Source organism: Paenibacillus sp. R-74696, from assembly GCF_055814915.1.
On record NZ_JBPULM010000017.1, the window covers coordinates 55893 to 79211 of the forward strand.

A 23319-nucleotide genomic window follows, 5' to 3' on the forward strand; every position below is an offset into this window, starting at 1 on the left:
CTCAGTCTCATCTAAATTGCTTGCGATATTGGCCCGGCGTCTGGCCGACTCTTTTCTTGAAAAGCGCATTAAACGAATCAATGTGGCTATAGCCGACCATTTCGGCAATCGTACTAATTTTAAGCTGTGTTAAGCGCAAATGCTCACAGCTTTTTTGTATGCGCAGTTGGTTCAAATAGTTTCCAAACGTTTGTCCGGTGTGCTGGAGAAACAGCCGCTGCAAATGCCGGACGCTCCAGCCGGACCTTGTGGCAAGCTTCGCGAGTGTCAATTCTTCATGCACATGCTGCTCCATAAATTGAACGAGCATATTGAAGTGGGAGACATCCTTTATGATCAACGGGCGATCGTCGCTTCGCAGTCGGTGAAGGGTAATGATCAATTGCAGGAGAAGCGTGTTTAGATAAGTGCTCGCTCCCGCTGCCGAGAAGGAAAATTCCTGATGCATGGCAACGAGCAGTTTTTCAATTGAGCCATCGCGATCCTGAATCGAATGATAGGTGACTTGATTATTTTGCAGCTCATCTAAATATTGCTTCAGCAGCGGATCGTTGAACAAGGCGGACATCGCAAGCAGCAGCTGCGGCGCAAATAAGCAATTATATACGATGAGCGGATGCTCGGATCGATCCGATGAAGAAGGCCTGAATACATGGGGAACGCCGATCGGTATGGTGAAAAATAGTCCTTTGCTCACGGCAACAATATCGTCTCCAATGTGATGAAAGCCTTTTCCTTCGGCAACAAAGCTGAATTCTATAAAATCATGGGCATGGAGGGGGACATTGAAATCCTCTGAGCAGCGATTAACAAAAATCAGAAGCTGATTGCCAAAAAAATGCTCGCCTTTAAACCACTGTATAGGTTTCTTCATTGCATGCTCCCCTTAAATGAGATGGCAGAATGACCGGGATATATTGGCCTTCTTACAAGGATTTTTTATGGAAATGGACGCTATAATTATACGATAACAGGGTAAGTAATGAACAGCAGCTTTTCCTGATTAGAGGAGGTCGCCTCATGGTCCAGATCGTAAAAGTTAGATGTGAATATTTGAAAAATCCAATTGGCATAGATGTGCTGCATCCTAGAATTAGCTGGCAAATCCAAGCAGAGGAAAGAGGCATTCAGCAGCAGGCCTACCAGCTGCAAGTTTCATTGGAGCCAGAATTCGGGCAAGTTTTATGGGATTCTGGCCGGAACGCTTCCGGTCAATCCGTTCATGTCGTGCTGGATCAAATCGAGCTGAAAGCGCGCACGCGTTATTTTTACCGGGTAAAGGTGTGGGCCTGTGGGCAGCATTTGGAAGGCAGCGATTGGTCGGAAACGGCATATTTTGAAACCGGTCTCATGGACTACAGCCAGTGGACAGCGGAGTGGATTAGCGCGCCATCCGTTTTGGCTGCGAGGGATGAGGATGCGGAGCGCTGTCCGCTGCTCAGAACCTTTGTCACCGTTGAAAAAACGGTCAAAAGCGCCCGGATTTACGCTACAGCGCTAGGCATGTATGAGCTGCAATGGAATGGCAATCGCATTGGCGACCACTATTTTACACCGGGGTGGACCAGCTACGGCAAACGGCTGCAATATCAGGTGTACGATGTAACGGATCAATTGGGCGTTGGCACGCATGCGATTGGTGCGCTGCTCGGCAATGGCTGGTACAAAGGGGAGCTTGGCTGGAAGCAGGAAAAAGAAACCTATGGTTCGCGCGCGGCGCTGCTCTTCCAGCTTCATATCGGCTATGAGGACGGCACGGAGGACGTTGTCGTGTCAGGCAGTGATTGGCAAGCGGCGGGAAGCGCAATTCTGATGTCCGAAATGTATCATGGAGAGCGCTACGACGCCCGGCTGGAGTTGGAGTGGCATAACGGGCAAGCGACCGATTCAGACGTCTGGCATTCGGTTGAAACCATTACACATTCTAAATCGATTATAATCCAGCAGGTAAATGAGCCTGTTCGCCCGGCTGAAATACTTAAGCCGGTTGCTGTGCTCCAAACGCCAGAGGGCGATACGGTGCTTGATTTTGGCCAAAACATGGTCGGCTGGGTGAAATTCGAGGTCGAAGGCGCCGCTGGGCATGTGGTTGAATTGCAGCATGCCGAGGTGCTGGATCAGGCTGGAAACTTCTATATGGCCAATATTCGCAAGGCTGAGCAGCGCATTCAGTATACGTTGAAAGGAAACGGGAAGGAGACGTTTGAGCCGCATTTCACCTTTCAAGGGTTCCGTTATGTGTTGCTGACAGGGTTTAAAGCGCCAATTATGCTTGAAGCTTTCAGTGGCATTGTGCTGCATTCGGATATGGAGCGTACAGGTTTTTTTGAATGCTCGGATGCCAAGGTGAACCAGCTGCATCATAATATCGTCTGGGGACAAAAAGGCAATTTTGTCGATGTGCCGACCGATTGCCCGCAGCGCGACGAGCGGCTTGGCTGGACGGGAGACGCACAGATGTTCATTCGAACAGCTTCGTATGTGATGAATGTTGCCCCATTTTTCACTAAATGGCTGCTAGATCTGAAAGCCGACCAGACGCCAGAAGGGGGCATTCCGTTCTACATCCCTAATCTGAAGCCTGAGTTTTCCGAAGGCTGGGGGGATACGAGCCATTCCTCTGCGGCCTGGGGCGATGCGGCGGTCATCTGTCCATGGACGCTGTATGAAGCGTATGGCGATTCAAGGCTGCTGGAGGCCCAATATGACAGCATGAACCAATGGATTCAGTATATTTTTGAGCAGGGCAGCGATCCTTATTTGTGGAATACCGGTTTCCACTTTGGTGATTGGCTCGGGCTTGATTCCAAGGCGGACAGCTATGTCGGGGCAACGGATAGGGATTTTGTTGCAACGGCCTATTACGCATATTCGGTATCGCTCGTTGCCAAAGCGGCTAAAGCATTAGGGAAGGCAGCGGAGCTGGAACGCCTTGCGTCATGGCATGAGAAAATTATTGCCGCATTCCAGCATGAGTTTCTAACCACGTCCGGGCGGTTGTCTGTTCCGACACAAACGGCGCAGGTTCTGGCGCTGCGCTTCGGCCTCGTGTCGGGGACGGCGAAAGAGAAAGCGGAGCATAAGCTTGCGGAGCTGTTAAAGGAACAAAATGACCATCTGACGACAGGCTTTGTAGGCACACCGTATTTAAATCCTGTGCTTAGCGAAGCTGGGCGCAATGATTTAGCTTATCGCTTGCTGCTGCAGGAGGATTATCCATCCTGGCTCTATCAAATTACGAAAGGCGCCACGACGATTTGGGAGCATTGGGATGGCATCAAGGAGGACGGCAGCTTCTGGAGCGCGGATATGAACTCCTTCAACCATTATGCCTATGGCGCAATCGGAGAATGGCTGTACAGCTACGTGGCAGGCATTCAGCCAGATGAGGAGCAGCCGGGATTCAAGCATGTGAAAATCAGCCCGCAGCCGGGTCCGGGTTTGACATGGGCCGAAGCGAGGCTTATGACGATGTATGGAATGGTTGTTTCCTCCTGGCGCCGCAATGAGGCAGGTCGAATGGAAATTCAGGTGACCGTGCCAGGCAATGCCCATGCAACGCTCAAGCTACCAGGAGTGCAAACGGCGGCCCATGTGCTTGAAAATGGAATTGCGCTTGCGCAAGCAGCGGGTATAACCGCGATTCATGAAGAAGCGGGTAGCGTCACGCTTGCGCTAGGCTCCGGACAATATCACTTCACTTACGACGGCCATTGATAGGTTGTTATAATGGCCGGCGAGTAGGTGTTGTTACAAAAATCCATGGAGAAACACTTTGATTATATTGATTTTCTCAGTTATAATTATGTATTGATTATACGATGAAAACTCATATTTTCAGCGTGAAGCACAGCGATGTTTATGCTGACAGCCTATAAATGGATAGGAGTGAACGCCCATATGAACGTCATGGCTCGATTGAAGGAAGAGACTGCTGTAAATCACAAGCAGATCGAAGACAACCGCTTTGCCAAAGCCATTATGAATCAAACTTTAAACGTAACGGACTACTCCCTTTACCTACAGAAGTTTTACGGTTTTATTAAGCCTGTTGAACGCCATATTGCTGCTCTATCAGAAGCGCAAAACGTACAGGAGCTTGGTGAATTTATTCAAAACCGCGCCAAATCCCCGCTGTTGGAACGCGATTTGCTTGTACTTGGTTTAAGGGAGGAGCAGGTGCAGCAGCTTCCAGAATGCGAGCAGCTTCCACAGCTTGCTACTGTCGCTGCCGTGCTAGGTTATATGTACGTCATTGAAGGTTCTACAATGGGCGGCCAAATTATTACGAAGCAGGTCCGCAAATTTTTGCCGCTTACAGAGGATGTAAGTGAGGGAACGGCCTATTTTAACGCCTATGGTTCTGAAACTCGGGCAAAATGGGCAGAGTTCAGCCAATTTGTCACGCAGTCTGTATTATCGGAAGAAGAAGCCAATCAAGTCATTGAGTCAGCGAAGCAAACGTTTTTGACTCTGGAGGTTTGGTTTAATGCTTAACAGAAAGAGCGATTCACCTGCCTTGAACCGCACGTTATTGACAGGTGAGGACTTTATCACCCAAGAAGCGTTAAACTTGACGAATTGCGATAGAGAACCCATACATATTCCGGGTTACATTCAGCCGCATGGTGTACTGCTGGCAGCCAGACTGGATGCAAACAACGAAATTGTACAATGCAGCCGGAACACGAACGATATGCTGGGCAGATCCCCAGAGGAATTGCTCGGAAGCTCCTTGTCAGCGCTAATTGGGCAATCCTGTGTCAGGGAGATTTGGGAACGAGAGCTGGTAGCCTCTAACACATCTGACTTGAATTATTTAAATGTAACGATTGAAGTCGGCGGGAAACCGTCCGACTTTTTCTGTATTGTGCATGAAAGTGAAGGGCTTGTCATCGTGGAATTGGAGCCTGTATCAGAAGATACTGCGCCGGAGCATGATGATTTTGGCTGGATTCGCCAGTTTTTCGGAAAGCTTAAGCAGGCAGACAGCCGAGCAGCAGGAAGCCAGATCGCTGCTGAAGAAATTAGGAAAATATTAGATTATAACCGGGTTATGGTCTATGAATTTGATAAAGATTGGAATGGAAAGGTCATTGCCGAGTCCAAGGATGACGGATTGGAGTCGTTTTTAGGCCACCATTATCCCGCTTCGGATATTCCAAAGCAGGCGCGGGAGCTGTATTTAAGAAACTGGCTGCGGGTCATTGTAGATGTAGGCTATGCTCCAGTGGAAATTGTCCCGGTCACACAGCCGCTATCAGGCAAGCAACTTAATCTGAGCTTGTCTGTTTTGCGGAGTGTATCGCCCTTGCATATTGAATATTTGCAGAATATGGGCGTGGGAGCCACGATGACCATATCACTTATTCATAATAATCAGCTATGGGGATTAATTACTTGCCATCATTATTCGCGCAAATATATTTCTCATCGCGTCCGCAATTTGTGCAATTTTCTCGGCTCCTTTTTTTCCAGTGAATTGTTTCAGCGGCAGCAGCTTGATGAATACGAACGAGAGGCTAGGCTGCGGAAGTGGGCTTCTCAGCTGGCCAGCGTTTTTGTAGGCGATCATAATGCGGTACGCATTATTGATCAATTAAAGCAGGAGGAGTCTCTACTGCTGAATTTGATGAACGCTACAGGTGCAGCTGTCCGCTACCAGGATAAATGGCTTTTGCTTGGAGATACCCCCGAAGTGCCGCAGGTGAAGGTGCTTGCCGAATGGCTCGCTGAGCAATCGCAGGACCATGTATATGAGACTTCCCGTCTGAGCACCGTATTTGACCCTGCCAAAAACTATAAGGATATCGCATCAGGTGCCCTTTATTTGGCGTTGTCTCCGGGGCACGAGAGCTTCATTATTTGGTTGAGACCGGAGCAGCTGCAAGTTGTTCATTGGGCCGGTAATCCGGAAAAAGCTGTCATTCAGGATGAAGACGGCATTCGTTTGTCACCGCGAAAATCGTTTGAAAAATGGCGGCAGGTCGTTGAATCAACAGCGCTTTCCTGGTCTGAGCAAGAGCTGCGCATGCTTCCGGAGCTTAAGAGCATTGTCATGAGGCATACGGAGGAGGAGCTGCGTCAAACCCAATATTTAGCGATGCATAATTCCGCCATCGTTCGAAAAAACGAACAGCGCTACATCCAGCTTATGGAAGCCTCGCCGGTGCCATTTTTCACCTTGACCGATCAACAATTTGTATATGCGAACTGCCAGGCGGCGAGGTTGCTCGGGGAAGAAACGGCGAAATCGCTTATGGGGCGAGCATTTATGACTTTCGTTCATGAAAGCTCGCAGGCAGAGCTAGAAACGCAGCTTCAAAATTTGGAGCAGGACACGCTGAACGTAGCGACCATTCATAGTCGAATGAACAAAGCGGATGGACAGATCATTGGCCTGGAACTTATGCTTGTATCCGTCGTATATGCGGGAGAGCATTCGATTATGGCAATTGCCAGAGAGCATGAGACGGATGCCAAATTGGAAAATGTATTTTCGGATATGAAATCGCAGTTGGAAACCCTCACGACCATCGATCCGTTAACCGAGCTGCCTAATCGGCAAGCCCTATATAAAGAGCTTGCTGCAGATATGAGGCATGCGGTGGCAGAAAAACATGAAGTGGCGCTTCTAATGGTAGACATCGATGATCTCCGTATTTATAATGCGCTGCAGGGCTTTAGCGTTGGTGATTCTTGTCTGCAATATATTGCCGATTTGCTTTCCGTGATGGGCAAACAAGGAGAAGCAGTTGCGGGTAGACTGGACGGTGGCACGTTTTTGCTAAAGCTGGAAAATACGAATGCGGAGCGGGTCTTGGGCATTGCGGAGGAGATTCTTTCCGGTGTGAGGGCGATGCAGCTGCCGATTTCCAATGGCGATACGAATGGTTTTGTGACCGTCAGTATCGGAGCTGCCATTATTGCGCCATCAAAGTTGAATGACGATTTGCTGCTGGTGGCTAAAGCTGAATCGGCGCTTTACGAAGCAAAGAAAGCGGGAAAAAACCGGGTTGTGCTGGAGCGCTAATCTTTAACTGGGATGATGAATAAAAATTAGAATTTGATCCGAGTATCAAGTTCTTTTTTTATGCAGGTCTTTAAATAGAAAATATTGGATATTAAAGGAGAGTTAAAGTTGGAAAACGTTGGACAGCGGATTGGGGAAAGTTCACAGGTGCTGGAAGGAGAAGCGGTCATTTCCGCATTGGAGCAGTCTCTGGCTATGATTGAGTTTAATTTGCAAGGAGAGGTGCTATGGGCTAATGATCATTTTGCCCAAGCATTAGGTTATGAGGTCGAAGAATTGTCAGGGAAAAATCACCGGTCGTTTTGCAAGCCTGATTTTGCAAATAGCTATGCCTATACGCAGTTCTGGAATAATTTGCGTAAGGGCATCGCTTTTCAGGAAAAAATTGTTCGAGTAGCGAAAAATGGCAGCAGCATCTTGCTTGAAGCGACGTATATGCCTGTGCGCAATGAAGAGGGCAAGGCAGTGGCTGTTCTTAAAGTAGCGACAGACATTTCGGCCCGTGAGCAAGCTGTCGCTCAAATTACGAACGAATTGCAGCTTATGGCAGCAGATTTGCTGGAACGGACTAGAATAGGCATTAATCGCAGCGAGCAAGTCGCCTCTGTAATCGAGCATGTTGTCAACGATAATGAGATTCAAATTGATTTTCTGCAAACGCTGGAGCAGCAAACACAAGCTGTGCGGGGCATCGTTCAGACGATACGCGATTTTGCAGCACAGACTAATTTGCTCGCTTTAAACGCGGCGATTGAAGCGGCGCATGCTGGCGAGCATGGGCGCGGGTTTAATATTGTTGCGATGGAGGTCAAAAAGCTTGCCCAGCATGTGCAGGAGGCAGCGAGCGAAATTCAGCATTCACTGGAGGGCATTTCGCAGCAAGTAGGGAAGGTTAGTGGGAGCTCAAAGAGCTCCAGAGCAGCGATTGCCAGCAGCCAGCAGGAAATTAGAATGGCTGTAGGCGATTTTGCCGGAATTAGCGAAGCGGCAGGGCATTTAGATGAGCAGGCTAAAGTGTTAAATCAGATGCTGTAAGTCGTTAGTAAATGAATTTTTTAGCTCAAAAGCGAAAACACCCATGATGGATGTCATGAGTGTTTTTTGCATGGAACGAAGTGAGAGATTATTTAATATACACAAAGTCGGAATTATGCTACTCAAGTCGGAAGTTTAGCATTGTTTCCATAGGTTAGAGTAAGCTATAATCAAAAATTAAAATAAGCGCAAGGGGGCTAATTATGAGACCGTCTCATCGACAATGGCAGTTTTCCATCTATAAGCGGTTAATCATAGCCTTTATCGTGGCCACCATTCCGATTTATATTTTGGCAGGCATCTTGTACAGCTGGGCGACGGGCATGCTTAGACAGGATATCGTAAATTCGGCTGAAACGCAGTCTGAGAACTACATTAGGGAGTTAAATGGAACGTTTAAGCGCTTTAATTCCCTGCAATACGATATGATGAACGACATGTATTTGGTTCAGCTCGTTAATGCGTACGATATTTTAGAATCCTATCGAAAAATCGAGTTAATTAACTTTCTCCGCGCAAAGCTTGTTTCTATTCGGAACAGCAGCGACTTAATCTTTGACGTTCGGTTGTATTTATCATCGATTAATGTGGAAATATCCGCGGTTGACGGGTATGGTGAGCTAAAGAAAAACGCGGTTCCGACAGAAAAACTGCAAAATCCCTATAATGTAATCTCCTACAACAACAAGCTGCTTATCGTCGCTTTTCCGCTTGATAGCTCGCTTAGCGGGGCACCGAAGCTTGTCGTGGAAATCGAATTGCGGGCTACCGAGCTGAAGCGGAGTCTAACGGCTGCAGCAGAACGCGACTTTACGGGGGCAATGGTGCTTAGCCTCAGCAGCAGCTCTGACAAGATCATATCTGTCAAGAAAACAGAGCTTTCTCCATTAATGGAACATAGCTATGCTTCGAACGTGGATGCGGAGAGACTGACGGAGGCTTCATTTGCCGACAAGGCTGAAGATTATATTTACGTGCGCTCCGTTGAACGCGAAAGCGGCATTTTTTTGGATCATTTTCTGTACAAGCCAACCATGTTCCGTTCTGTCATTACGTATATTCAATGGTTTTGGTTGTTCTTTGCTGCTACCATTATTATGGTGGGACTCTACCTTGTCTATATAAACCGGATCATAAACAAACCATTGGTTAAAATCGTGCGTGCGTTCAAACGAGTAGAGGAAGGAAATTTTGATCTTAATATTAGGCATCATAAGGATGATGAGTTTGGTTTTTTATATGAACGCTTTAATGAGATGCTGGTTAATCTCCAAATTTCAATCGATGAGGTGTACAACCAGCAAATCCATCGGCAGAATGCGGAGCTAAAGCAGCTGCAATCGCAAATCAATCCTCATTTTCTCTATAATTGCCTGTTCAGTATTATTCGGTTGATTAAGATGCAAAAAGAAGATGAGGCGGTGCAGTTTACCAATCAGCTCGCGAAATATTTTCAGTTTATTACACGCAATACAAGGGATACGGTCCCTTTAGAGAATGAAGCTGCGCATGCTCGAAACTATGTCATGTTACAGCTCACACGGTTCTCTGACCGGGTGACCATCGATTTTGGAGACATTCCGGAGAGACTGAGGCCAATATCCGTACCGCGCCTGATCATACAGCCGCTTGTCGAAAATGCATTTGTACACGGACTTGAAAATGTGACAGATGGCGGTCTGCTGCGCGTTTCTTTTGTTGAGCAGGCAGGTAAAGCGATTATTGTGGTTGAAGACAACGGGGAAGCTAGCGAGGAAGGGCTGAAGAAGCTGCAGGAGCTACTGTCAGAGGAGCAGGAGGCTGCAGAGGTTACCGCAACATTAAATGTGCATAGGAGACTGAGATACAGCTTTGGGCACGGAAGTGGTTTGCAGGTAGAAAGAAGCGAGCTTGGCGGCCTAAAGGTTAAAATGATCATTGAGTGGGACGGAGAGATGGCGTATGTACCGGATGCTGATCGTAGATGATGAAAAGCTGCTGCTCGATGGCTTGTATGAATTGTTTTTGGAGTCTGAAGGGCATCGGCTTGAGCTTTATAAGGCTTCTAGCGCAATAGAGGCATTGACCGTGATGTCGCAGAAAAGAATCGATATTTTAATGTCGGACATCAAAATGCCGAAAATGACCGGCTTGGAGCTGGGAGACAGAGTAAAGCAAAGCTGGCCGGAATGCAAGCTGATTTTCCTAACGGGCTTTGACGAATTTGACTATGTGCATCATGCCATAAACAATGGCGCCAAAAATTATATATTGAAATCGGAGGGAGACGAAGCTATCTTAGAGGCTGTTCGCCATACGGTGGCGGAGCTTGATGAGCAAATGGCTGTTGAAACACTGCTCAAGCAGGCTCGGGAAGCGCAGCGACAGCAGGCCGTTCATCATCGGTCCTTGATGCTAGCTGATGTGCTTGATGGACTTCAGCCTTTAGAAGAGCTATCTGGGCCAACGATTGAGCTGTTAGGAATCAGGCTAATGGCGAATAAGCCGCTCATTATGGTGGCTGCGCGGCTGGATCTGGCGTCAAGTGCCTTGCGATTTTCTGAGAAAGAGCTGATGTTGACCGCACTTCATTCGGTCTGTGTCCGGTATTTATCAGGCTACGTAAATATGATGGATGTCGTTTATAATCGGGAATATTATGTACTGTTCCTGCAACCGCAAGAAAATACGCTCCCTCATCCCGAGGGAGTGAGGACATTTTTGCAAGGCTCGCTTGAGACCATTCAAAAAACAGTGGAAAAATCAACCGGTCGCACCTTTTCTTTTGCGTACACAGATAACGCAGTCGATTGGGAAGGAGTGCCGCGGAAATTCACCACTTTGAAAGCACTGCTCTCTCAATATTACGCGGAGAAGCAGATTATCGTTACGGACAAAAATCTGCCGTTTGAGGCTCAGTCGAATGATGAGGAAATACGCGGCTTCATCGACGTTTTTCACAAAAAAGCAAATGCGCTTGACCTCTATTTAGAAACAGGAAAGCGAGAGGAAGTACAGGCAATCGTTGCTGAGCTGAGTACGTATTCAAACTCGCCTGCCATCAATGAAATCAGATATATGGAGCTGTATTATGCAGTCGCGCTGCGTTTTTTGTCGGCTGCTAACAAATATGGCCTGGACCGCGACCCGCTAGCGGGGCCGCATGTCGCCAAGCTGCTTCATTCCGCAGCACTTCCTGAGCGAAGAGACGGCATTTTTTTGCTTGAGCACATGATTAATGTTTTTGAGAGCTATCATAATGCGCAATCCTCCCGCTTGCGCGGGGATGTGCTTGGAGTGGTTCATACGTATATTGAAATGCATTTGGATGGCGATTTGTCCATGACGCATTTGGCAGAGCTGGTTTATTTGAATCCCGATTATTTATCTCGTCTATTTAAGCAAGCCAAAGGCATAACGATTAGTGAGTACATTGCCGTTCTGAAAATTCAAAGAGCCAAAGAGCTGCTTTCTGAACCGCAACTGCTTATACAGGACATAGCCAAGTCGCTAGGCTTTACCTCAGCCGGCTATTTCAGCCGTTTCTTCAAGAAGGAAACAGGACAAACGCCGCAGGAGTTTCGGACAAGCGGGTAAAACGGACATCAAACTGCGCATACGGAAGGTGAAGGGATTTGTTATTTTTGAATAAAATATTAGTCCGCGCGGTTCTCGTTCTACTCATCATGTTGATTGGTTTATCAGCATGTAGCGGAAACAAAGCAATCATGGACAATAGTGAGAGCCCACGCGAGAATGGGCATGAGGCTGCTCCGTTCATAACCTTGACGACTGGTGTCGGCATAAGCGATGTGATTGCGCAGGATTTTTCGGAAGAAAAGTGGGAGAACAGTGTTTGGTTGCAAGCGTACCGACAGGAACTGGGGATTGATGTGAAAGCGGCATGGTATACCAAAGGTGTGGAAGCCGCCAGACAAAAAGTCAGCGTCGCGATAGCTTCGGGTAAAATCCCTGATGTGATCGCCGTTAATCAAGAACAGCTGTCTGCCTTATCCAAAACAAGCTTATATACAGATTTATCGGATATATTCAAGCAATACGCGACGCCACTAACGAAATCGATTATAAGCGCAGATGATCTACGGGGCTTGGAATCAGCAACCTTTGATGGAAAGCTTGTTGCGATTCCCGGGCTAAACTCAGCCATTGACGGTGCATCTTTCCTGTGGATTCGCAAGGATTGGCTGGATCGCCTCGGCTTGCAGGTGCCTAGCACGTCGGAGGAGCTATATGATGTTATTCGTGCTTTTACACTGCAGGACCCGGATGGCAATGGCAAGCAGGACACGGTGGGCCTAGCGCTAAGCAACTCTTTTTTAAATACGGGTTTGGCCGAGGCCATTGGCCTATTTAATGCGTTTGATGCTTATCCTAAAATATGGGTTAAAGGGGAGGAGGGGAAACTTGTTTATGGGAGTGTACAGCCGGAAGTGAAGCCTGCGCTTGCATATCTCAACAAGCTATTCGAAGAAGGACTCATAGAGACGGATTTTGCCGCAAAGGATTCCGGCAGAGCAGGCGAGCTTGTGGCCAGCGGGAAAGTTGGCGTTATGTTTGGCTCCATGTGGAACGGGATGTATCCGATGCAGTTGACCAAAGACAATGATGCGGACTCCGACTGGCGGGCCTATCCGATCGTTTCAATGAATGAGCAGCCTGCCCATCCGCAGGTCAAGCTCAATGTAGAGAACTATTATGTCGTTCGCAGCGGCTATGCCCATCCGGAAGCGCTGTTGAAATTGATCAATTTCTGGACGGAGCTTAATTACGGCAATACAACCCAAGAAAGATTTGACCATTTCCTTGGTCCTTCACCTGCTCCTGGGCATCATTATGCGGTGGCAAAGGTATGGAAAGTAGAGAAAAACCTCCAAGCCCATTTGAAAATTATGCAGGCATTGAAGACGGGAAATCGTTCCATTTTGAACGCTGAAGAAAAAGGTTATTACGATAATATTCTAAAGTACCAGGCAGGAGATCATTCTAATGCCCAATATGAGAAGGTATTTGGCAGCACAGGCTCCTACGCGGTCATGAATGAATACAAGCAGCGAAATCTATTTAAGGTAGATGAATTTTATGGAGCTTCAACAGATGCCATGAATACACGCCTTCTAACGGTGGATCAGTTGGTTGAAGAATATTACACAAAGGTAATCATGGGAATAGAGTCCCTAGATGGTTTTCAAGCCTTTATCGCCAAGCTGAACAAAATTGGGTTGGATGATGCAACAAGAGAAGTGAATGAGTGGAAATCTGGCAAGCCATAACATGTGGTTTAGGCTGAATCTGGAAGCATCCTCGATATAAGAGGGTCAGCTTCTTTTTTTTGCGCTCACAGTGATCAGGAAGTCGGAAGAGTGCAAGAAATCTCGGATATTTGAAATCGTTTTCTTTTTGTGCGGAGTGTAAGATGAATTTGTAAGCATTTCGCGATAAACAGAGGGGGAGCAAGCAGGATGAAGAAAAAAAGGAATGTGTATTCTACAGCAGCAGCCGTACTTTTAAGCGTATCTCTTCTAGCAGGTTGTAGCACGGCGGGTAACGGTAGTAATACCGCTAATAACGGGCAAGCAGCAAACGGGGGCAGTAATGGAGCGAAAGTAGATAATGCTCCGATAGATCCGACAGCAAAGTTCGATCCTCCTGTTGAGCTTACGGTTGGCGTCATGATTGCTGATCCAATTGCCGACGGTTTTACAGAGGAAAAATGGGAAAACAGCGAATGGATCAAAGCTTACCAAGATGAGCTTGGCATCAAGATCAAGCCGCTTTGGTATACCAAAGGTGCTGACGCTGGTAAACAGAAAATAAGCGTAGCAATTGCTTCTGGTGAAATTCCGGATTTGCTTGCCGTAAGCCAAGAGCAGCTGGCAACGCTTTCCAAGACCGATATGTATGAGGATTTAACGAGCATCTATGATCAATATGCTACACCGCTTACTAAAGAGATTATTACGGAGGAAGGCAATTCCGCATTGGAATCCGCAACCTTCGGCGGCAAGCTAATTGCTATTCCGGGAACAAACTCGGCCATCGACGGCGCAGCCTTTTTATGGGCTCGTCAAGACTGGTTGGATAAGCTGGGCTTGCAGGTTCCGAAAACGACAGATGAGCTCTATAACGTAATGAAAGCGTTTGTTGAGCAGGACCCGGATGGCAACGGCAAGAAGGATACGGTAGGCCTGATGCTGAACAGAGATTTCTTAATGCCAGGCGTCGCTGAAGCCGTTGGTATCTTCAACGCATTTGATGCTTATCCGAAAGCTTGGGTTCGTGGGGCGGATGGCAAGCTTGTATACGGAAGCGCACAGCCGGAAGTGAAGGACGCGCTTGTCTACTTGAACAAGCTGTATAAGGAAGGATTGATTGAAAAGGATTTTGGAGCTAAGGATTCAAGTAAAGCTGCTGAACTTGCCGCTTCTGGCCGTGTTGGCATTAATATTGGGGCGATGTGGAATGGGATGTTCCCGCTGCAGCAAACGATCGATAATTTTCCGGATGCCAACTGGCTTGCACATCCGATTGTTTCCAAGGATGACCAGCCTGCTAATCCGCAAATTAAGCTGAACGTGGAAAACTATTTTGTTGTACGCAAAGGGTATGAGCATCCGGAAGCCATTATGAAGCTGCTGAATTTCTGGACGAACTTGAATTACGGCGATACGACACAAGCGGAGTTCGATAAATTTATGGGACCTGAGCCTGCTCCCGGCCACCACTATGCGGTTGCAAAAGCATGGAAAGCGCAAAAGAACTTACAGGCGCATCTTAAAATCGTTGAAGCATTCAAAACAGGAGACGCCTCCAAGCTGAATGCAGAGGAAAAAGGCTACTATGATAACATCGAGAAGTTTAAAGCGGGTGACAATGCGAATGCTCAATTTGAAAAGGTGTTTGGCGAGACAGGCTCCTTCAAATCGATGAATGAGTATGTAGAAAACAACTTGTTTAAAATGGATGAGTTTTACGGCGCTTCTACAGATGCGATGAAAAACCGATTGAAAACCATTGAACAAGCAGTAGTCGAGTATTATACGAAAACGATTATGGGCTCGGATTCGGTAGACAATTTCGACAAATTTGTTGACCAGCTAAATAAGCTGGGGTTGGAAGATGTGACGAAGGAAGTTAACGAGTGGGACGCAGCCAAGAAGTAAATGAAGGCGGAGGGACAACTCTAGTCCCTCCTTATTTTTATTCAGATGGATGGAGTGTATGTAATTATGGAAATGAAAGGAATCCGCAAACGCCGGTTTTCCACTGGTGCTTATCATATGATGCTTTTGCCAGCGGTCATCCTCGTGCTTATTTACAGCTACGGGCCAATCATGGGCATTGCCATCGCGTTTCAGGATTTTGTTCCTTCTCGCGGCTGGTTTGGTTCAGAGTGGATCGGACTCGAAAATTTTAAATATGTGTTTGGGATGCCTGACACGATGAAGGTGATCGGCAATACTTTACTGATTTCTTTTATGAAAATTATCGTCGGCATTATATTTCCGCTCACGCTTGCCATCTTGTTAAATGAAGTGAAAAATGTCTTATTCAAAAGATCGGTTCAAACGATTGTCTATATGCCTTATTTTTTATCCTGGATTATTTTATCAGGCATTCTCATCGATATTTTGTCGCCTTCAGGTGGGATTGTAAACAATTTCCTTCAATTTCTCGGGATGGAGCCCATCTATTTTCTCGGTGACGGGGGCTGGTTCCGTTTCATTATCGTAGCTTCTCACATATGGAAAGAACTAGGATTTGATACCATTGTTTATCTTGCCGCTATATTGAGCATCGACAAGTCGTTATATGAAGCAGCAGCGCTTGATGGGGCAGGTCACATGAAGCAAGCGTGGCACATTACACTGCCTGGTATGAGGCCTATAATCGTGCTGCTAAGCGTGCTTAGTCTCGGAAATGTTTTGAATGCCGGCTTCGATCAGGTATTTAATTTATATAGTCCGCAGGTGTATTCCAGCGGGGACATTCTGGATACTTACGTGTTTCGGATTGGGATGGAGCAAATGCAATATGGCGTAGCGACCGCAGTTGGATTATTTAAATCGGTCGTGTCACTCATCTTTATATGTGTTTCTTATTTGCTGGCCTACAGAATTGCCAATTATCGCATCTTTTAATGAAAGAGAGGTATACTCACGATGATCGAACGGCGCACACCTTCTAGAGTTCTATTTTTGTACGCAAATTATATTTTTTTGACGCTATTTTCATTAACTTGCCTCTTCCCTATCCTTCATATGGCGGCGATGTCGCTGAGCAGCAACTCTGCGGTTACGGCTGGTTGGGTGACGATTTGGCCGGTGGGCTTCAATCTGGATTCGTACAAATATATATTCAGTAATCATATTTTTCTGCAGACGGTGGTTGTCTCCTTCGAGCGTTTGTTCCTAGGCGTATCGATCAGTCTCATTCTCACTGTGCTGGCTGCTTATCCATTGTCAAAGTCGAACTTGAAATTCCGTTCGAGAACGATTTATTCTTGGTATTTTGTTATCACCATGATCTTCAATGGTGGATTAATCCCAACCTTTATGGTTGTCAAACAGACGGGTCTTATGGATTCTATTTGGGCGCTTGTTATTCCTTCTGCTGTAAATGTATTCAACATCGTGCTTATGCTCAATTTCTTCCGTACACAGCCGATTGAACTGGAGGAATCTGCTCAAATGGATGGAGCTGGCGTGTGGCGGACGTTATGGAGCATCTATTTGCCGATCTCGAAGCCTTCCTTGGCTACAATCGCGTTGTTTACCATTATTTTTCATTGGAATTCTTGGTTTGATGGCATGATTTATATGAATTCGCCTTCTAATTACCCGTTGCAAACGTATTTAAGAACGGTCATTGTCGCTAGAGATTTAACGAATATGAATGCGAGCGATCTCTCGTTAATTGCGAATATTTCCAATCGGACCGTGCTTGCGGCACAGCTGTTTGTTTCTATGCTGCCGGTCCTTTGTATTTATCCTTTTCTGCAAAAATATTTTGTTAAAGGTCTTGTTCTGGGAAGCGTGAAAGGCTAGCCAATTTTGTAACGATAGAGGTGCAGGATGAAACGTGATGAATTAAAGAACGCATTTCAAAATCCGGGTAATGAATACCGATCGGTACCTTTCTGGGCTTGGAACGATGAGCTGAAGCAGGAGGAATTGGACCGTCAGATTGAGGGGTTTCAGGCGCAGGGGATGGGCGGATTTATGATGCATGTTCGCGAGGGACTCGAGACACCTTATCTCAGTGTAACGTTTATGGATCGTGTTAAAGAGAGTGTCGCCAAAGCGAAGAAAATCGGTCTTAAGGCATGGCTGTATGATGAGGACCGATATTCCTCTGGTATGGGAGGAGGGATGGTTCCACGGCTTGGCGGTGACGCAGTGCGGGCCAAGGCGCTGACGCTTCGTATTTGCCAGGATTATCATCTAAGCTCTAACCTCCGTTTTGTATATCGGGCCGTTGTTAAGGGAAATCATCTTCACTCGTTGATACAGCTATCCATAGATGAGCCAAGCGAGTCTCTTGACGGTGCCAATGAGGTTTATCTTGTATTCGAACAGCGGATTGCTGCCAAAAATGACTGGTGCCATGGCGATACGTATACAGATTTGATGAATCCTGAAACGACCCGATTGTTTATTGAGGTCAATTATGAGCCCTATCGTCAAGCTGTGGGAGAAGAGTTCGGCAAGACGGTTCCTGGCATTTTTACGGATGAGCCTACGGTTAAAGGGTTTTCAGAACGCTTGAATGACCCGGAGCTTACTTGGATGACCTGGAGTGAAGTGATGGAGCAATCCTTTGAGCAGCGAAGGGGATATCCAATCGGGCAGCTGCTGCCTTATCTTTTTTTTCAAGGTGAGGGCTCCGCGCAGATCAGGCATGATTACTGGCTTACGATAACGGAAACGTTCAGCGAATCGTATACGAAGAAAATTAGCGATTGGTGCACAGAGCATGGCATCCAGTTTACGGGGCATTTCCATTCGGAGGCCAGTCTAATCGGTTCTACCTTAAATAGTGGTGCGGTAATGCCGCATTACAGATATCTGGACATTCCTGGTGTCGACACTTTAGGTGAGCAAACGGATGAGCATCTTACGATGAAGCAGGCATCCAGCGTTGCAAATCAGCTAGGAAAAAAGAGAGTCATTACGGAAACGTATGGCGTAACTGGCTGGGATCTCACCTTCGAGACCCGCAGATGGATTGGCGATTGGCAATTTGCGCTAGGTGTCAATGTGTTGACACATCATCTTTCCTGGTATTCGCTGCGCGGCTGTCGGAAGCGCGATTACCCACCATCCTTTAATTATCATACGAACTGGTGGGAGCACAACCGCGGCATGGAGGATTATTATGCCAGATTAAGTGCTGTGCTGTGTGAAGGCCAGCTTACTCGCGATCTATTAGTTATTCATCCCTCTACATCGGTGTGGACGAGGCTAGGGTATGACGTAAAGATGGCAGACTGGAAAAATAGTGCTGGCAACGAGCAAGAGCTTCAAAATTATGATCGGGATTTCAATCAATTTGTGAACCGGCTCGTGGAGCTTCATCATGATTATGATCTAGGCGATGAACTAATCATGAAGGAATTTGGCAAGGTGGAGGGAGACAAATTCATTGTGGGAGAAGCCAAGTACAGCTATGTCGTGCTGCCTTCGCTAACGAATTTATTATCTTCTACCTTGGAATTGCTGCTTGGGTTTATGAATAATGGTGGCAAAGTAGCTTCCTACGGTGAGCAGCCTTCGCTAATTGATGGCAAGACATCAGACAAGCTGGCTGCGCTGCTGCTGCACGAAAGATTTACGCAGGCAGCCGATTTGAAAGAACTGGAGAGGCTGCTCGATAAGGAGACAAAGCGTTCCCTGCGCATTCAGGAGCATCCTGGATCGGAAGCTCCAGCCTTTATTCATATGCATCGTTCACTTGAGGGGAAATCGATTGCGTTCATCGTTAATAACGATCGTGAAAGAGGCTCTGAGGTTAAAATTGAACTAGTAGGCGGCAGCTACTTGCAGGAGTGGGATGCTTGGACAGGCGAGATTACAACAATAGAAACCGAAGCGACAGAGCAAGGAGTCAGCTTTCGTGCTTCATTTGGTCCTGCGGACTCGAAGCTGTTTGTTTTATTTTCGCATAAGCCGGAAAATGAAGCTGAGAAGATAAAGGTGTTTCCAGCAGAAAAGACAGAACTTCATCTGGAGCCTATAGGCTCTGAGCGCACAGTACCCAATGCTTTGATATTGGATCAATGCCAGTATCGTTTTGGAGAAGAGGAATGGTCAGAGACGATGGAGGTTTGGAAGGCTCAGCGCCTGATGCGGGAACGACTGGGGATGCGGCAGGTGTTTCATTCCGGTAATTTGCAGCGCTATTTCTGGATTCATGAGCCGCATCCGGGGAATGGAACTCCTATCTCCCTACGGTTTACCTTTATCGTAAACGATTTGCCGAGCAGCGATGTGTTTTTTGTGTTTGAGGATGCGGAGCGCTTCAGCTTTACTCTTAACGGCAAGGAAGTGCCGGCAGAAGCCGAGGGTTATTATTTGGACGTCAGCATGAAGAAGCTTAAGCTGCCTGTACTGACTGTAGGCGTTAATACAATAGACATTCAAATTTCGTATCAGAATGATATGGAGCTTGAAAACGGGTATCTTATCGGCGACTTTGCGGTTAATGCGCATCGTGAGCTTATAAAGGAACCAGCGAATCTAGCGTATGGAGATTGGCGGAGCCAAGGTTATCCTTATTATTGCGGAAGCATGAAATACCTCTTCGAGATTGAATGGCAGCCGGAACATAGGACAGGATGCAAGCTGGAGCTTGGTCAGTACCAGGCTGCTCTGCTTGAAGTGAAGGTGAATGAATCCACAGGCAAAACGGTTCCTTGGCGAAGCGAAGCGTTCATAGAGCTGGATACCATACTGAAGCCAGGCTTGAATGCTATAGCCATCGAAGTCGTGGGAAGTCCTCGCAATCTGTTTGGGCCGCTCCATCAGGCTGATCCTCGCCCTAGCTGGATGGATTGGTGGTCATTTCATCCGGAGGAGGGCGACTATACGCCCGAGTACCAGGGCAAGCCCTATGGACTGATGGAACCGCCAAAATTAAAATAGGGTGTAAAGTAATTATCAGGAGAGTGAACATCATTCGGCCTATTCATTTGCAAATTAAAAACTATGACTCCCCTCTCGCGATCGATACGGATTGTCCGATCTTTGCTTGGCAGTTGGAAAGCAAAGATCACGGAGAACAGCAAGCATACTATCGTATAGTGGTTGCTGAATCGGAGGAGGCCTTGTTAGAGGAAACAGAATTATGCTGGGATAGCGGCAAAGTGAGCTCCACCGAGCAGTTGAATATCCATTACGCGGGGCAGCCGCTCCAGAGTCTTACTGTTTATTATTGGAAAGTAGCCGTTTGGAATCAGGGGGGCAAGCAGGCATGGAGCGAGCAGCAGCTGCTGTTGACAGGCTATTTGCATGAAACGCAATGGAAGGCAAAGTGGATCGGCAGCGGAAGAATGCAGCCTTTCTATGCCCGTCATGAATTTCAAATATTAAATAAAGTAAAACGGGCTTATGCTGTCGTTTCAGGGTTGGGTCATTTTAAGCTGTTTATGAATGGCAGCAAAGTAGGCAACCATGAAATGGACCCTGGCTGGACGAATTATCACAAGTCCGTGCAATATGTGTGCTTTGATGTAACAGATCACATCTGCCCGGGAACTAATGTCATTGGTTTATCGGTCGGCAATGGTTTTTATGCGGGAGACGCGGGCGGCAGGCATTTCTATACGATAGGGAAAGGTTATGAAGCATTCGGAGATAACCTGCTTGCCATTGGCGAATGGCATATTGAATATGAGGATGGCTCCAAAGCGCTTATCCTTACGGATGCAGAGAGCTGGAAGGTTAGAGATAGCGCTACGACGCTTGCGAATGTATACGGATCTGAAAATTTTGATGCAAGACGTTACCCAGTTGGCTGGTATGACGCTCCGTTTGATGCTGCAAAATGGGAACAAGCAGTGGTGTTGGAACCACCATCAGGCTCGCTGGTACGCCAAAATCAGCCTCCGATAACCGTGCAAAAAATATATGATGCCATTGGAATCGAGGAGCCGTTTGATCAGGTTTACGTCTACGATCTTGGACAAAACATGTCCGGTATGTTTGAGATCCATGTGAGTGGGCCGGCCGGCAGCAAAGTGACAATCAAGCCAGGCGAGCTGCGAAATAGGGATAATACGGTTGCGACGCCATGGGATATTGTTACTTATTCCGAATACACCCTTGCTGGTACAGGTAAGGTCGAGGTATGGAAGCCCGATTTTTCCTGCTACGGAGCCAGATGGGTGCAAATCGAAGGTTGCACGCGTGATGGCGTAGATCCTGCCAAGCCTATCATACATGATGTCAAAGGCTACTTTGTTACTTCGGCCGCAAAAAATGTGGGCGAGTTGGAGGTAGAAGACCCGCGAATCACACAGCTTGCCAAAATTATCATTAAAGCAATTGAGAGTAATTTGCAGAGCGTACATTCGGACTGTCCGACGATTGAGAAGTTGGGCTGGGTAGAGACGGCCAGTCTGATGGGACCCTCCATTATGTATGTAAAGCAGGTGGAAGAGCTCTGGCTGAAAATAACGCGCGACATGATGGAGGCTCAGACAGAGGAAGGGCTCATTCCAGATATCGCTCCTGAGTATTCGAGGTTTGAGGAAGGATTCCGTGATTCCATCGCATGGGGAAGCGCGGTCATCTTCGTGCCGGAGCTGCTGCTCGAGACGTACGGGAACAAGACCGCTATAGAAGAGGCGTATCCGGCTATGAAAGCTTATATGGCTTACTTGCATACGAAAGAGATTCATGGCGGATTCATTGGACATGGGTTAGGTGATTGGGGCATCGCACCGCAGACGGGCGGTGATTATGTTGAAAACGTGGAAACCGCCTTCTATTTCGAAGCCTTCCGTTTGATGGCAAAGTATGCATTAATGCTGGGATACAACGAGGAACATACTTATTATGCTGCAAAGGCGGAGCGAACTAAACAGCTTTATAATGATCGTCTGCTTAGACCAGTTCCAGGACAAAACCGCTACGCCTATTGTAAGCTGAACGGTGATTATGACCCGGAGAACCAGATCATGCAGGCGATGCCGCTTTATTTTGGCTTGGTTCCGGTCGAGAAGCTCAATGATATTGAAGCCGCTTTGCTTCAGGCAACAGCCAGCCATCAGCTTCGCTCGGGAGAGATTGGGCTTCGTTATTTATTCGGCGCATTAGCCAAAATAAATCGAAACGATATCGTATTCGATATGATGATGCAGCCGGAGCATCCGAGCTATATCCGGTTTGTGGAGCAGGGCGAGACGTCGTTACCGGAATTTTGGACAGATGATTCCAGATCGCGAAATCACGATATGATGGGCCACATCTTAGAGTGGCTATATAAGTATATGCTGGGTATTTCATCGTTAAAAGACGCTTACAAAGAAATTGGAATTGCCCCAATGTATTTAGACAAGGTGCGCTTTGTGCGAGGAAGCTATCATTCTGTACGAGGCCTCATCCAAGTGGAATTCTCGCATGGGAATGCTGGCGTGAGATTGCAGGTAAGCCTGCCTCCTAACACTTCAGGTCAAGTTAAGATTCCGCTTGCTTTCGAAGATGCCCAGGTATTCGAGGGGGGAAAGGAAATCGAGTTCGAAATGGTATGGGAGAATGGCCAGTCTTATGGGGTCATTCATATCAGCTCAGGCAGCTATCATTTCTATTCTCCAAAAGAGTAAGTATAAGGAGGCCTGCTTAAGAACGGAAATGACTCACGTTTATGAAGCAGGGATCAAAACATCTTATACCTGAATGTGTTGCGGATTTCAAATGTGTCTACTCTATTGATAGATGTACAAAAGACGACCAGCAAATACGTGGTCGTCTTTACCTGTATATAGGAGCTTAATTTGGCTCGCCCTTGCGAGCCAGGCGTTCATAAGCGAATTCCATCCGTCCTGACTCCGCCATCGCTTCCGCGCAAGTGTCGCCTTTCATGTTAAGTTCGTACTACGATCTAAGTCAATGAGTTTATGTCATGTTAAACGACATGAAAATGTTTTTGTTTTGTTTTTGCCATTGCAATTGAATGAACACTGGTAATGGGATAGACTGAAAAAAGGAGTTATCGGAAATTCATGCGGAGGAGCTTAAGAGGGCGGGATTGCT

Annotated in this window: 13 protein-coding genes; 12 read left to right on the forward strand and 1 reads right to left on the reverse strand. The window is 47.0% G+C overall.

Annotation, left to right across the window (positions count from 1 at the left end; genetic code table 11):
* Positions 1–7: 7 nt before the first annotated feature.
* A complete protein-coding gene (locus ACSR9A_RS02985) occupies positions 8–874 on the reverse strand; it encodes a helix-turn-helix domain-containing protein (RefSeq protein ID WP_473755516.1) in 867 nt (288 codons plus the stop codon).
* Between the two features lie 146 nt (positions 875–1020).
* On the opposite strand from ACSR9A_RS02985, the gene ACSR9A_RS02990 reads away from it, so the two are divergent.
* The 12 genes from ACSR9A_RS02990 to ACSR9A_RS03045 all read left to right on the forward strand — a co-directional run bounded on the left by ACSR9A_RS02990 (position 1021) and on the right by ACSR9A_RS03045 (position 22889).
* Positions 1021–3717, forward strand: coding sequence for a family 78 glycoside hydrolase catalytic domain (locus tag ACSR9A_RS02990; protein WP_473755517.1), 2697 nt, complete (start codon positions 1021–1023; stop codon positions 3715–3717).
* A gap of 183 nt (positions 3718–3900) precedes the next feature.
* Positions 3901–4497, forward strand: a complete 597-nt coding sequence (locus ACSR9A_RS02995; protein ID WP_473755519.1) for a biliverdin-producing heme oxygenase — start codon at positions 3901–3903, stop codon at positions 4495–4497.
* Positions 4490–7033, forward strand: coding sequence for a diguanylate cyclase domain-containing protein (locus ACSR9A_RS03000; protein ID WP_473755520.1), 2544 nt, complete (start codon positions 4490–4492; stop codon positions 7031–7033). Before ACSR9A_RS02995 ends, ACSR9A_RS03000 begins: the two co-directional genes overlap by 8 nt.
* 108 nt (positions 7034–7141) lie before the next feature.
* Positions 7142–8068 carry a methyl-accepting chemotaxis protein gene (locus ACSR9A_RS03005; protein ID WP_473755521.1) on the forward strand — a complete coding sequence of 309 codons (927 nt, stop codon included), beginning with the start codon at positions 7142–7144 and terminating at the stop codon, positions 8066–8068.
* A gap of 203 nt (positions 8069–8271) precedes the next feature.
* The gene (locus tag ACSR9A_RS03010; protein WP_473755522.1) at positions 8272–10035 is read left to right on the forward strand and encodes a sensor histidine kinase; all 1764 of its coding nucleotides are present in this window, start codon (positions 8272–8274) and stop codon (positions 10033–10035) included.
* Positions 10010–11644: a response regulator transcription factor gene (locus ACSR9A_RS03015; RefSeq protein WP_473755523.1), complete on the forward strand. Its 1635-nt coding sequence runs from the start codon at positions 10010–10012 to the stop codon at positions 11642–11644. Before ACSR9A_RS03010 ends, ACSR9A_RS03015 begins: the two co-directional genes overlap by 26 nt.
* Positions 11645–11775: 131 nt before the next feature.
* On the forward strand, positions 11776–13338 hold the full coding sequence (locus tag ACSR9A_RS03020) for an extracellular solute-binding protein (RefSeq protein WP_473755524.1): 1563 nt from the start codon (positions 11776–11778) through the stop codon (positions 13336–13338).
* Positions 13339–13527: 189 nt separating this feature from the next.
* Positions 13528–15228, forward strand: a complete 1701-nt coding sequence (locus ACSR9A_RS03025) for an extracellular solute-binding protein (protein WP_473755525.1) — start codon at positions 13528–13530, stop codon at positions 15226–15228.
* Between the two features lie 72 nt (positions 15229–15300).
* Complete coding sequence (locus ACSR9A_RS03030; RefSeq protein ID WP_473755866.1) at positions 15301–16206, forward strand: ABC transporter permease; 906 nt, start codon at positions 15301–15303, stop codon at positions 16204–16206.
* Positions 16207–16227: 21 nt separating this feature from the next.
* Complete coding sequence (locus ACSR9A_RS03035; RefSeq protein WP_473755526.1) at positions 16228–17112, forward strand: carbohydrate ABC transporter permease; 885 nt, start codon at positions 16228–16230, stop codon at positions 17110–17112.
* Positions 17113–17139: 27 nt separating this feature from the next.
* Positions 17140–20208, forward strand: a complete 3069-nt coding sequence (locus tag ACSR9A_RS03040; protein ID WP_473755528.1) for a glycosyl hydrolase — start codon at positions 17140–17142, stop codon at positions 20206–20208.
* 23 nt (positions 20209–20231) lie between these two features.
* The gene (locus tag ACSR9A_RS03045) at positions 20232–22889 is read left to right on the forward strand and encodes a family 78 glycoside hydrolase catalytic domain (RefSeq protein ID WP_473755529.1); all 2658 of its coding nucleotides are present in this window, start codon (positions 20232–20234) and stop codon (positions 22887–22889) included.
* Positions 22890–23319: the final 430 nt, after the last annotated feature.